This is a genomic window from Membranihabitans marinus, from assembly GCF_021729155.1.
Lineage (GTDB): Bacteria > Bacteroidota > Bacteroidia > Chitinophagales > Saprospiraceae > Membranihabitans > Membranihabitans marinus.
The window spans coordinates 42,182-55,521 of sequence record NZ_JAJQYA010000025.1 but is presented as its reverse complement, the minus strand read 5'-3'; the positions used below and the strand labels follow the sequence as shown (position 1 = coordinate 55,521).

At 39.9% G+C, this 13,340-nt stretch carries 9 protein-coding genes; 8 read left to right on the top strand and 1 reads right to left on the bottom strand.

All coding sequences use genetic code 11. The features are described from left to right. Positions 1 to 34: 34 nt before the first annotated feature. From LVD51_RS14385 to LVD51_RS14350, 8 genes are all read left to right on the top strand, one after another. Positions 35 to 1,387: a sigma-54-dependent transcriptional regulator gene (locus LVD51_RS14385; RefSeq protein ID WP_236972092.1), complete on the top strand. Its 1,353-nt coding sequence runs from the start codon at positions 35 to 37 to the stop codon at positions 1,385 to 1,387. Beyond that, a complete protein-coding gene (locus LVD51_RS14380) occupies positions 1,377 to 2,651 on the top strand; it encodes a sensor histidine kinase (protein WP_236972091.1) in 1,275 nt (424 codons plus the stop codon). The genes LVD51_RS14385 and LVD51_RS14380 overlap by 11 nt, the downstream gene beginning before the upstream one ends. Positions 2,652 to 2,755: 104 nt before the next feature. Beyond that, positions 2,756 to 4,897, top strand: a complete 2,142-nt coding sequence (locus LVD51_RS14375; protein WP_236972090.1) for a Tex family protein — start codon at positions 2,756 to 2,758, stop codon at positions 4,895 to 4,897. Continuing rightward, positions 4,894 to 5,940 (top strand): nucleoid-associated protein, encoded by a 1,047-nt coding sequence (locus LVD51_RS14370; protein ID WP_236972089.1) that lies wholly within the window; start codon positions 4,894 to 4,896, stop codon positions 5,938 to 5,940. The genes LVD51_RS14375 and LVD51_RS14370 overlap by 4 nt, the downstream gene beginning before the upstream one ends. A gap of 877 nt (positions 5,941 to 6,817) precedes the next feature. Continuing rightward, the gene (locus LVD51_RS14365; protein WP_236972088.1) at positions 6,818 to 7,879 is read left to right on the top strand and encodes a saccharopine dehydrogenase C-terminal domain-containing protein; all 1,062 of its coding nucleotides are present in this window, start codon (positions 6,818 to 6,820) and stop codon (positions 7,877 to 7,879) included. Then, entirely contained in the window at positions 7,857 to 8,777 is a 921-nt protein-coding gene (locus tag LVD51_RS14360; RefSeq protein ID WP_236972087.1) for a DUF1338 domain-containing protein, read from the top strand. The genes LVD51_RS14365 and LVD51_RS14360 overlap by 23 nt, the downstream gene beginning before the upstream one ends. Positions 8,778 to 8,780: 3 nt before the next feature. After that, positions 8,781 to 10,313 carry an L-piperidine-6-carboxylate dehydrogenase gene (gene amaB, locus LVD51_RS14355; RefSeq protein ID WP_236972086.1) on the top strand — a complete coding sequence of 511 codons (1,533 nt, stop codon included), beginning with the start codon at positions 8,781 to 8,783 and terminating at the stop codon, positions 10,311 to 10,313. Positions 10,314 to 10,850: 537 nt separating this feature from the next. Next, the gene (locus tag LVD51_RS14350; protein WP_236972085.1) at positions 10,851 to 11,732 is read left to right on the top strand and encodes a 3-keto-disaccharide hydrolase; all 882 of its coding nucleotides are present in this window, start codon (positions 10,851 to 10,853) and stop codon (positions 11,730 to 11,732) included. A 617-nt stretch (positions 11,733 to 12,349) separates the two neighbouring features. Here the strand turns inward: LVD51_RS14350 and LVD51_RS14345 are convergent. Continuing rightward, positions 12,350 to 13,339, bottom strand: a complete 990-nt coding sequence (locus LVD51_RS14345) for a DUF4249 family protein (protein WP_236972084.1) — start codon at positions 13,337 to 13,339, stop codon at positions 12,350 to 12,352. Between the last annotated feature and the right edge of the window lies 1 nt (position 13,340).

The window sequence follows — 13,340 nt, the reverse complement described above, 5'->3', positions numbered from 1 at the left end:
TAAATTAACATAACCATTTTCACAGAAGAATTAAATGCCAGACAAGATTTTAATTATCGATGACGACAAGACCTTGTTCCACTCCCTCAAATTGTTATTGAGCAAACAAGGATATGAAGTTCAAGGCATCTTCAATCCTTTAAACGCATTGGAATATATCAGGTCTTTCGAACCCAACCTTATCCTATTAGATCTCAATTTTACCATTGCCACATCGGGCAGACAAGGTTTGGAAATTCTGGGGCAAATCAAAGCTCAAAATATTACCACTCCTGTCGTATTGATTACTGCTTGGGGAAGCCTAGAGATTGCAGTTGAAGGCATGAAACTGGGTGCAGTAGACTTTATCACCAAACCTTGGGACAACGCCACCATATTGGCAGCGGTAACAACCCAATTAAAACTATGTTCAGACATCAATGGTTCTGCTCAAGATGTCGAAGCCCTAGATGCCATTATCGGCAATTCAGAAGCCATTCAACAAGTTAAAAAAACCATTCAAAAAATTGCCCCAACAGATGCTACAGTCCTCATTACCGGAGAAAGTGGAACGGGCAAAGAATTGGTGGCAGAAGCCATCCACGACAACAGTCATCGAAGAGATCACCCCTTTGTCAAGGTCAATCTGGGCAGTATACCGAGCGACCTCTTTGAAAGTGAAATGTTCGGACATAAAAAAGGTGCCTTCACAGGAGCCTATACCGATCGAAAAGGACGCTTCCAACTCGCCCAAAAAGGCACCATTTTTTTAGATGAAATTGGCGATTTGGAAAAAGATGCTCAAGTAAAATTACTGCGTGTACTACAGGAAAAAACCTTTGAAGCCATTGGTTCATCATCTACCACCAAGAGCAATGTTAGAGTGATCTCGGCTACCCATAGACCTCTACAACAAGCAGTGACACAACAAAAATTCCGCGAAGATCTCTACTATCGACTAAATCTTCTGCAGATCCAATTGCCCAATCTTCACCAGCGCAGACAAGATATTCCCATTTTAGTACAATCCTTTGTCAATGGATTGGAACGCAGCTACGGCAAAGCACTAGAACCCGTGGATGAAGACACCTTAATATGGCTATCCAAACAACAATATCCAGGCAATATCAGACAACTCAAAAATATAGTAGAGCGAACTGGCTTGCTGGCTAACCATGGCCGATTGACGATCAGGGATTTTCAACCCCACTTTGAATCGATTAAACTTCAGGGATCTAGTCCTTTCCATCTGACTGACATGACTTTAGACGAGATGGAAAAAACCATGATTCAACAAAGTCTAAATTTTCACAACGGCAATATAAGTCGGGTTGCTCGCTCCCTAGGCATCACAAGATCTGCTCTCTATCGACGGCTCCAAAAACACCAATTGCAATATGAATCTTAAGTGGCAGTACGGTCTATTTGTTGGTTTTCTTATCGCCTCCATTACCGGATTGCTGTATTGGGTATTTCAAGAAGCCTTATTCTATTTTTTCATAGGCGAATTTGTATTACTTCTCCTTATTGTGATAGCCATCAATATATACAATTCTATATTTCGCCCCCTTAAAAGTTTGACATTGGGAAGGGACGCCCTAAATGATCACGACTTCAACAACAAACTCGTTTACACCAATTCTAAAGAAATAAACGGCTTTATTGAGATTTATAACGAAATCATTGACCGCATTAGACAAGAACGAACCTTTCAACAAGAACAGCACTACTTTCTCCAGCAGTTGATGGAAGCCTTGCCCATTGGCATACTTATTTTAGACTTTGAAGACAAGATCAGTGAATTCAATCCCATGGCCAGTCAACTTCTTGATCTCAACCAATCATCCATCGGACTTCATTTATCGAGTTTGCCTTCTGATTACGTCGAAGGATTGATCACCCTCCCCTTCAATCAACCCCATCAGCTGCGCACTTCCGATGGCCGATATATGAGGTGTATCTCCAACCGATTTATGCACCGCGGATTTCCCAGAAAATTTATCCTTATCGAAGAAGTGAGCAATGAGATTATTCGTACAGAAAAACAGATATACAGTAAAATCATTAGAATGATGGCCCACGAGGTCAACAATACCGTAGGTGCAGTCAATTCGATAATGGAGTCACTATTAGCAGGACATAGTCGTGAGGATGTGTCCACCTATTTGCCCATGGTATTGAATCGCAATGAAAGACTCAATATTTTTATGTCAAATTTTGCCAACCTTGTAAAAATCCCTGAACCTACATTGCGAGAAATAAACCTCAATGATATATGCAATGATATGTTCCTTTTAATGCGCTTAAAAATAAATCGTCCCGACATAGACTTCAAACTTCATCTCTCCTCTCAGCCCGTGTTGGTATGGGCAGATAGATCCCAGTTAGAACAAGTCCTCATCAATGTAATCCTCAATGCTGCTGAGGCCATAGAAGGAGATGGACAAATTGATATGGTTGTAAAAAATCAACCGAGCGGAATCGAAATAATCGACACGGGGATGGGAATTACTGATGAAGTAAAACAAGAACTTTTTAAGCCTTTTTTCAGCAACAAAACCCATGGCCAGGGAATTGGATTAACCATGGTGCGGGAAATTTTATCCAACCATCAAGTCCGGTACAGTCTGAGTTCGGAAAGAGGAGTCACTACATTCCAAATGTATTTCTAAACAAAAAATTTCACCCTATCATTGCAAAATTCCATATGGAGTCCTACAGTCATCTTTAGACAGGAATATGCAGTAAACATTTATTTCCTTAGATTTGTCTCATTATGGAAAGAACTATTATTTCGTGGATAGAAAAACACACTGGACTTAAAAATCAGTCCATACGGGCCACCTTGCAATTGTTGAACAGCGGAGCCACCATCCCTTTTATCGCACGCTATCGCAAAGAGCTGACTCACAGCCTAGATGAAACAGAAATCAGGGCAATAGAAAAATCTCAAAATGAAATAAAGACCCTTATTCAACGAAAAGAAAGCATCCAAAAATCAATCGAAGAACAGGGAAAATGGACGGCTGAATTGGCCGAAAAAATAAATGACTGTTGGGATGCACAACATCTTGAAGACCTGTATCTACCCTATAAGCGAAAACGAAAAACCAAAGCAGACACGGCGCGATCCAATGGTCTTGAAGGCTTAGCCAAATTCATTTTAAGTCAACAAGGGGGAACATCATTGGAGCAGAGAGCCGCTCAATACCTCAACGACAATGTAGTCGATGTAGAATCTGCATTGGAGGGAGCTCGCCACATTATCGCCGAATGGATGAATGAGGACTTACAAGTGAGAAACAGGTTGCGTAGAAGGTATGAACGCAGTGCTGTGATTTCGTCCAAGGTAATTGCCAGTAAAAAAACAGAAGCCCAACAATACAAGGACTACTGGGAGTTTTCGGAAAGTCTTCAGAGGATTCCATCACATCGATTACTGGCCATAAGACGGGGTGAATCAGAGGGTTTACTGCGGGTTCAGATAAATATAGATACCGATGAAGCCCTGGACATTATTGAGCGTAAATTTGTAAAAAAACATCATCCCACTGCTGAGCAAATCATAGAAGCAGGCAAAGATGCATGGTCCAGACTTCTATCCCCATCTCTTGAAAATGAGTTTGCCAAAATTTCAAAGTCCAAGGCAGATCTAGAAGCCATCGAAGTATTTTCCAATAATCTAAGGCAATTGTTGCTGGAACCCCCATTGGGACAAAGAGCTACATTGGCCATCGACCCCGGTTTTAGAACGGGATGTAAGGTTGCCGTACTCAATAAAAATGGCCAATTTGGGGAATATCAAACTATTTTTCCCCATCCGCCTCAAATGCAAAAGGCCAATGCGGAGAAGACCATCATTACTTTGATAGAGAGGCACGGTGTCGAAGCTATAGCCATTGGCAATGGGACGGCTGGCCGAGAAACGGAAGATTTTGTCAACCATGCCATCGCCCAACTAAAACATCGTCCTGAAGTTTACCTCATTAGCGAAGCAGGAGCGTCGATTTATTCTGCTTCCGAAATTGCCCGAGAAGAGTTTCCCGACCTAGATCTTACCGTTCGAGGAGCTATTTCCATTGGACGGAGACTGATGGATCCATTGGCTGAATTGGTAAAAATAGATGCCAAATCCATAGGCGTCGGTCAATATCAACACGATGTACATCAAGTAGCCTTGCGCGAAGCACTAGACCATCAAGTGATATCCTGTGTCAATCAAGTGGGCATCAATGTCAATACCGCCAGCGCCCCCCTACTATCCTATGTATCGGGGATAGGACCAGTATTGGCAAAAAACATAGTGGCTTACCGGGATGAAAATGGAGATTTCACCAATCGAAAAGAACTCAAAAAAGTAAAGGGATTAGGTGCTAAAGCATATGAACAAGCCGCAGGATTTCTTCGAATAAAAAATGGTAGTCAACCGCTGGACGACAGTGCTATTCACCCCGAAAGATATGATTTCATAAAACAAATTGCCCAATCTCATCAAACCTCTATAGACAATATTGTAGGCAATGAAGCCATCATTCAGCAGATTGATTGGAAAAAATATCAAAGCCCCGAATTGGGCATGCCCACACTGAAGGACATAGCTCAGGAATTAAAAAAACCGGGTTTGGATCCCAGAGGGAAGGCGGAAGTATTCTCTTTTTCCCAAAGTATCCGTCAGATCAATGATTTGTACGAAGGCTTGGTATTGCCTGGTATCGTGACCAATCTCACCAAATTTGGGGCATTTGTCGATATTGGGATTAAAGAAAATGGCCTTGTTCACGTATCTCAAATCACCAATCGATTTATCAAAGATCCAGCAGAAGTACTTCACCTGGGACAAAAAGTAGAGGTAGGTGTGCAGAGCATTGACCTTGAAAGAAAAAGAATTCAATTGACCATGAAAGATCTCACAAAATGATATTTTACAGCGAAGCAACGGTTCCACAACTGTCCATCCACTACATAGGCAATAAAGCCGACAACGAATTGGCTCAATATTCTGAATCCAGCATTTACATCGATGATGCCGATCTCATGCAGGCCTTATTGACCTATTTTATTAATTCTTGGAAGACGCCAGAATTTCACCAATTCACTTTTAACAATGGAGAAGTCCAACTCAACCCCGTATTTCAATATGCAAAAAAGATATTTCAAGATCCCGACTTACTCCATGAAACATCGATATCTATAGCCAGTTATCTATATGAAAAATCTGCCCACCCCAACATTAAATCAGGTGATCTTTTGATAGCTTACTTACACGATGTTCTGGTAGATGACGAATTAATAGATGCCATTGCTATCTTTAAATCTGAAAACAAAGATTTGTTTCTCACTATGAACTGGGATCAAAAAACAGCAGATATCAATCAAGACATGGGCATTGCCCTCAACAAAATTGACAAGGCTGCCCTTATATTCAATACTGACGAAGAACACGGATTCAAGGTACTGTCATTGGATCGATCCAATCGGGGTCAAGAAGCTTTGTATTGGAAGGAACACTTTCTAGGACTTACTCCCAAAACCAATGATTTTTTCCAAACCAAACAAATGATTCAAATCACAAAATCCTTTGTCGATGAACGACTTAAGCCACTGGAAGAAATTGACAAGAGTGAAGAAGCAGCCATAATGCATCGCTCCAAGGAATTTTTCCAAAAGTCAGAAGATTTTAGTCAGACCGAATATCAGGAAAAAATGTTTCAAGAGCCCCAGGTCCAACAGGCCTTTGAAGAATATGTCAGTGAATACCAAGAAGAAAACAATATTCAGTTGGAAGATAGTTTTCCCATCTCCAATGCAGCGGTTAAACAACAAAATAAAGTGTTTAAGAGTATCATAAAATTGGATAAAAACTTCCACATTTATGTACATGGCGATCGTCGCCTCATAGAAAAAGGCAAGGATGAAGATGGGAGAAAGTTTTACAAAATCTATTTCGATGCCGAGCATTAGACGCCCTTAATGTTACAAAGCGCAGAATAGAAAAGACCATAAATTGTTGATTAATAAAACCTTATGCTATCTAATTAATCCTAAGCGTTAACAACGGATAATAAGCGTTGAGGAATTTCATATCTCTTTATATTGGAAGTTTACCGTATTATTTCATGAAGGGAAATGTGGAATATTCTAACCTTCAACAGTAAATATTGGATTACCATACAACGCCACATAATTCTGATTAACAACACCTTAAACTACCATAATAAAGTTAACCGTTAATAACGGATATTAACCGTTGAGTAACTTCATGCATTATTGTAATGGATAAGATGCCATTATCACCCATGAACCGGAAATATGGAATATTCTTTCCTTAACTAATGTATATTTGATTAACACACAACATCTCATTAAATTGATTAACAACACTTTAAACCACCAAAATAAAGTTAACCGTTAATAACGGATAATAACCGTTGAGTAACTTCATATTTATTGACATAGGGAAGATGCCATCGTCTCCTAATGGAGGAAAATATGGAATATTTTTTCTACAAATGCCTCATATAGGATTAACGGATATTTTCAATGGAAATAGGACAAAATATTTAATTTCTCTTGAGTCTCGAATTTATGGACAATCAACTAAACTCCTATGGAGTCAAGGCCATCCACTAGCCATAAGAATTTAGTAAAAGAAAAATTTCAAAGTCTAAAATTCTGAAATAAATAGAAGTTGAGTGAGGAAAAGCTAGTCTGCATTAAAGACTATTCACAACAAGTAAAATACACTGCATTTCCACATAAAATAAAAATAATAATTCATTAAACCATCTCAACAAGTCATTATAATTTAGTATATTTATTACTTAAGTTAATTTGACATATGAAAAAAATACTAGTCATAGGATTGGGAAAGGTAGGCACCTTGGTCGCAGAATTATTGAGTCAGCGATTTGAAGTTACTGGATTGGACAAAACCAGTCCTCACTACACCTTGGATTACGGATTTGAAATACTTAAGGGAGATGTTACCTCCGATCATCTTTTGACTACACTATTGCCCAGTTTCGATGCTGTTGTCTCGGCATTGCCCTATTACCTCAATAAGAAAATTGCAGAAAAAGCATTGGGACACAACATTCATTATTTCGATTTAACCGAAGATTTAAAAAGTAGTCAACTCCTGAGACAAATGGCCAATGACGCTCAAGCAAGTGTAATACCGCAATGTGGACTCGCCCCTGGATTTATAGCCATTTTAGGCGGCCATTTAGCCAATGGATTCGACCGTTTGCGAGATATCGAATTGCGAGTCGGTGCCCTACCTCGCTACCCCAATGGTCAATTGGCCTATTCTTTTACATGGTCACCGGCCGGAGTCATCAACGAATACCTCAACGATGCCGAAATCATTCACAATGGAGAGCGCAAAAAGGTGCCTTCATTGGATGGTATAGAATATATCAATATTGAAGGTAGAGAATTGGAAGCTTTCTCTACATCTGGTGGATTGGGAACCATGTGCGAGACCTTTGCCGGCAGGGTCGACACCTTAAATTACAAGACCATAAGATATCCCGGACACGGCAAACTCATGAGATTTCTCATGTATGAGTTGATCATGAAAGAAGATAAACATCAACTTGAAAAAATATTGTCGCAGGCAAAACCTCCAGTAAAAGAGGATGTTGTCTATGTATATGCTGTAGTAGAGGGTTGGAAGGACAATCAGTTGTTGCGTGACGAATACTACAAGGCATTTTATCCTCGCCTAATCAAAGGAAAACAGTGGCGAGCCATTTCATGGACTACTGCGGCTTCGGTTGCAGCCGTAGTATCGATGGTTGCCGATGGATTGTTACCACAGCAGGGATATATCAAACAAGAGGATATAGATTTTAATGAATTTTTGAACACAGATTATGGAAAATATCTCGCACAGTAAAAAATCGAAGTTTGAAACTATTCTCAATAGTTTATTGAATCAATATCGGGATAGAGTTCCCCAGGTAAATACCATTATCGATGCCATGGTGGCCAAAGGAATGATAAATTCTGGAAGCGATATTGAAAACGATCATATTGCATTTCGCAGCTTAGGCCTACCCCACCTGGGAATTGCCTCGATGGAAAAAATATTTCTCCACTATGGCTATGAAAAAAAAGACTACTATTATTTCGACCACAAACATTTAAATGCCTATTGGTATTCTCCCCCCGTGCCGCGGTGGCCGAGGATATTTATTAGCGAACTTCGAGTGAAAGAAATGTCTCTTCCCAGTCAACACATTATTGAGAAATATACCAAGAATATAAAGACCGACTCATTAGATCTTTTTTCTCTAGACGATGAGACTGCCATCAGCCATTGGCTACACAAATCACTTTGGGAAGTACCCAGTTTGTCTGACTATGATAATTTAGCCACAGAAAGTGAATATGCTGCATGGGTTATATATAACAGATATTATCTCAATCACTTCACCATAGCTGTACACAACTTACCCTCGCCATTCCATAAATTAGAAACCTTTAACCAATTCGTTGAAGATCTCGGCATTCAGCTCAACAGTGCTGGAGGCAAAATTAAAGTCAGTGGAGATGGACTATTGGCTCAGAGCAGTACCCTAGCTGGGATGGTTGAAGCAAGGTTCAAAGATGGAGAAACCAAATTGGTACCGGGGAGCTATGTGGAGTTTGCTTACCGAGAGATTTTACCTGAGTTTAGAAATATAAAACCCGACCACATAGAGCGCCATCACCGACGAGAAGGATTCGAAACCCAAAATGCCGACAAAATATTTGAAAGTACATATTTAACACAAATAAAAAAGAAAACGTAACCTATGAAAACGGTTAATCCATTGCATCGATTCTCATTAAGATCACCATATGCCAGTGTATCTACAGGCCGCAAGGGTTGGCGAGGTGAAGGGGATTCTCGCGCCATTGTATCACCTGTAGACGGAGGCAAACTGGGAGAAGTGAAGGTGGCTACTTCAATCGATCTCAACAAAGTCATTCAATCGGCTCGAATAGCTTCCAAAATATGGATGGACAAACCAGCTCCCGAACGAGGGGATATAGTCAGGCAAATTGGCAATGCCTTTCGAAATCACAAAGAAGATCTCGGCTATTTGATTAGTTATGAAATGGGCAAAAGTCTACAAGAGAGTTGGGGTGAAGTTCAAGAAGTCATCGATATATGCGATTTTGCTGTCGGGCTATCTCGACAGTTGTATGGACTAACCATGCATTCTGAGCGTGCCGATCATCGCATGTATGAACAATGGCATCCTCTGGGTTTAGTCGGTATTATTTCGGCATTTAATTTTCCCGTTGCTGTTTGGGCTTGGAATGCCATGATTTCCTTAGTTTGCGGCAACGTATGTATTTGGAAGCCCTCTGAAAAGACACCATTTTCGGCATTGGCCTGTCAACACATTATACAAGAAGTATTGGAAGACAACGATTTACCAGAAGGTCTAATCAATCTTATTATCGGTGATCGAAGGATCGGAGCCGCTCTGGCCAGCAATCCAGCCATCGACCTTATTTCTGCAACGGGTTCTACTGTTATGGGCAAGCAAGTCGCTCAATCAGTAGCTGCCAGACTAGGTAAATCACTGTTGGAATTGGGTGGAAACAACGCCATTATTATTACACCAGATGCCGATCTCCAATTGGCCATCCCCGCCATAGTCTTCGGCGCTGTTGGAACTTCTGGTCAAAGGTGCACATCGACACGCAGACTCATCATCCACAAGGACATTTACCCCACTGTGGTTGAAAAGCTGATCACTGCTTATCATCAGATAAAAATAGGTTCTCCTTTAGATATCAACAACCATATGGGGCCATTAATCGATGTTCACGCTGTGGAAAAATACAAATCTGCCATCCACCAAGCACAATTACAAAAAGGCAAGGTATTGACTGGCAATGAAGTCCTTTCTGGTCATGAATACCATTCTGGTTGCTATGTGAGACCGACATTGATTCAGATTCCTTCTCACGCACCTATAGTTCAAGAAGAGACCTTTGCCCCTATCTTATATCTCTTGACTTATCACAGCTTAGAAGAGGCCATTGAGATTCAAAATGAAGTAAAACAAGGTCTATCATCTGCTATTTTCACACTCAATATGAGAGAAGCTGAAACATTTCTTTCTCACAGAGGGTCGGATTGTGGAATAGCCAATGTCAACATCGGTACATCGGGAGCGGAAATCGGTGGAGCTTTTGGTGGAGAAAAAGAAACTGGCGGTGGTCGAGAGAGCGGTTCAGATTCTTGGAAGGCCTACATGAGAAGACAAACTTGCACATCCAATTGGAGTAAAAAACTTCCGTTGGCGCAAGGAATAAAATTCAATCTGTAAATAAGATAAATACGAAATACATCAAAAGACGGAATGTCGTACGAATTACCATCGACCAAATCCCGATTGATCACATTTTTTGGCTAATCCCCCTCCCTTGGAGGTGAACGAATGAAGTTATACTATGCAACATACTACCATCACTTTGTGACCATAGTGAAAGCCTTTGTCTTCTTTTTGGTGAATCATCTAAGCGGCCACGCTTGTATTTTAGACACATGTGCAATTCACCATCGATAATCAAAAATTAACAATTATACATTGATAATTAACCATTAATAATTGCCCGCCACGATCTAACACACTTTTTGGCTAATCCTCCCTCCCTTGGAGGTGAACGAATGAAGTTGTCCTATTTAACATACTACTATCACTTTGTGTCCACAGTAAAAGCCTTTGTCTTCTTTGTGGGGAATGATCTAACCGGATAACTATACAACCGTCAAATATAAATGCAATTATTAATAAGTAGACCGAATTATCGTAGACCGAAAAATTTATTACTTTTAATCAATTAAATCTAAAATAAAAAAGAATATGGTATCGATATCCCACCAAGGTTTCTTTGGTATAATGGCATTATTAATCATACTTTCTTCCTGCAGTACTTCCAGGCAGTTGAGCTCAAATTCTAACGGTGAATGGCAATCCTTATTTAATGGTAAAAACTTAGATCATTGGACAGTAAAAATCCATCATTACGATGTCGGAGACAATCACGGAGAGACATTTCGTGTAAGAGATAGTGTGATTCAAGTGCGGTACGATCAATACGAAGGTCCATTTAACGATCGATTTGGTCATTTGTACTATGACACGCCCTACTCCTACTATCATTTGGTTGTGGAATATCGATTCGTCGGTGAATTACATCCAGGAGCACCGAGTTACACCCTAAAAAATAGTGGAGTCATGTTTCATTCACAAGATCCTAGAACCATGCTCAAGGAACAAGATTGGCCCATATCGGTAGAAATGCAATTTTTGGCTGGTATTGAGCCGGGAAAGTCCAGACCTACGGGAAATATGTGTTCTCCGGGCACCAATGTAGAATTCGAGGGCAAGGTTGATCCTAGACATTGCATCAATTCCACATCGGATACTTATTACGGTGATCAATGGGTTCGAGCTGAGGCCGTCATATTAGGAGATTCTCTGATTACCCACATAGTCAATGGGGATACAGTGCTGCAATACAGCCATCCAACCATAGGAGGAGGGGTAGTCAAAAGATACGATCCCAAAATAAAGATCGATAGACAAGCTTTAAAAACCGGCTTTATCGCATTGCAGAGCGAAGGTCAGCCTATTGATTTCAGAAAAGTAGAATTGTTGAATTTAGAAGGATGCATGGATGAAAATGCCAAAAACTACCGTCCTCATTATATTAAATCCAATCCCAGTTCCTGTGAATATTAGCAAGTATTGTGACAAGTTCAGCGTTTTTCACAATTTTATTTCCGAATTTACTTGTCGTCTTATACCATTTACGAAATGCATTGATAACCGAACTAATAATACCAAATGCGTTTATAATTGTCGGTTACCTTTTGAATTATTGTCGTAGAGTCCCAAGATTTTGCGACTTTCAATACCGCCAATTGAGACGCAAAACATTGGGTATCCCAACATGTTTATTGAAATTGCAATGACTAGAGATTTGTCACAATAATTGCCCTATCCATTTTCTGGTTATTCAGACAATATCAATAAAATACACTTAAAAAAGAGTTTTGATAATCTAATAATGCAGAGCGAAGTATTCTACCACTATAGATCTATTCGGTTTTGCAGTATTACCAAAATTGCGTCGCCACGTGAATACCCCGTATGTTGTCAGTGAGAAAATTAAAGTAATGTCGTCCCTTCAGGACTTAATTTCGATGTAACATAACTACGACAGGACTTCGTCCCGCCCTAACATATGTCGCCCTTTCAGGGCTTTCCTATGTAGTCCACTAGCTAGGGGCGGAGAAAAAATACCTTAGCAAATAAAAATCGCTGCAAATCACAGTATTTCAAATCCATTTAAATCATTAGTGGACTATGATTTTCTCTCTATAGGAATTGGCCGTAAATGCAAATATTCCATATCCATCTTCTACATTAGAATAAATCTCCACAGGTTCTGCAAATGGATTGCCGTCATTGTTTCTAAACTGCTCTGCACTCTGCTTATACTTCGCATAATTTTGAGACAAATTGCTTAAACGACAAAATAAATGAACCTCAACCCCAGGCTCTTCATAAAAACTAGAAACGGAATTAAAGTCAAAATCCACTCTTATTTTACCATCTTCACTCAAGTGCGTATCATCGAAATTGGATACATCAACATCCTCTTCTAAAAACCCACTGGACACCCCTTTAATCTCCAAATAACTAGACACAATATCTGTATTACCTTCCAGATCAGTGACTATAGCCACTACATCTACCTGATAATAATTATCGCGATCTGTTTCGTCCTCTATGGCCAATCTCATACTCCCTCCAAATTCAAATCTATTGCCATCAGGGAAGTGAATATTTAAGTCTTCAATTTCAAAATCAATTTGGGCTGGCATTACATCTTTGGCACTAATCTCACTCCACCCTGTAGAACCTGATGTCGGCAAGTAATTGGCTTTGATCTCATATTCTACTCCACTCTCAAAAATTTCATCTGAATGGTGAAATTTTACATCACTAAAAGAACCCTCAGAGGCAGAAAATGGCAAAGCCACGATTTCTGTAGGAGTTATCAAATTGACATCGGCTTCATAAAAATCAAAATATACTGGTTGCCCCGCGGGAGAACTTTGCGTGATGTAAACTCTATTTTTCTTTAATCTTTCCGTGCTATCGGCTGGAGACCAATACCAATAATTGGTAAATAATGTATCCACATCTTCGTAATTGGCAAACAATCCGACCAATACACCTTTGGACTCGAAATTAGAAATATCCAAATCGATTTCCTTTGTAAATGCCCCATCACAAGAAACAACTACAACTGCGATAAAAAATGTATATATATAATTCATA

Excerpts from the sequence above, each read along its gene's own strand:
- LVD51_RS14375 (WP_236972090.1), top strand. The coding sequence starts at position 2,756 with ATGGAAAGAACTATTATTTCGTGGATAGAAAAACACACTGGACTTAAA.
- LVD51_RS14350 (WP_236972085.1), top strand. The coding sequence starts at position 10,851 with ATGGTATCGATATCCCACCAAGGTTTCTTTGGTATAATGGCATTATTA.
- LVD51_RS14370 (WP_236972089.1), top strand. The coding sequence starts at position 4,894 with ATGATATTTTACAGCGAAGCAACGGTTCCACAACTGTCCATCCACTAC.
- LVD51_RS14380 (WP_236972091.1), top strand. The coding sequence starts at position 1,377 with ATGAATCTTAAGTGGCAGTACGGTCTATTTGTTGGTTTTCTTATCGCC.
- LVD51_RS14365 (WP_236972088.1), top strand. The coding sequence starts at position 6,818 with ATGAAAAAAATACTAGTCATAGGATTGGGAAAGGTAGGCACCTTGGTC.
- LVD51_RS14345 (WP_236972084.1), bottom strand. The coding sequence starts at position 13,339 with ATGAATTATATATATACATTTTTTATCGCAGTTGTAGTTGTTTCTTGT.
- LVD51_RS14360 (WP_236972087.1), top strand. The coding sequence starts at position 7,857 with ATGGAAAATATCTCGCACAGTAAAAAATCGAAGTTTGAAACTATTCTC.
- amaB (WP_236972086.1), top strand. The coding sequence starts at position 8,781 with ATGAAAACGGTTAATCCATTGCATCGATTCTCATTAAGATCACCATAT.
- LVD51_RS14385 (WP_236972092.1), top strand. The coding sequence starts at position 35 with ATGCCAGACAAGATTTTAATTATCGATGACGACAAGACCTTGTTCCAC.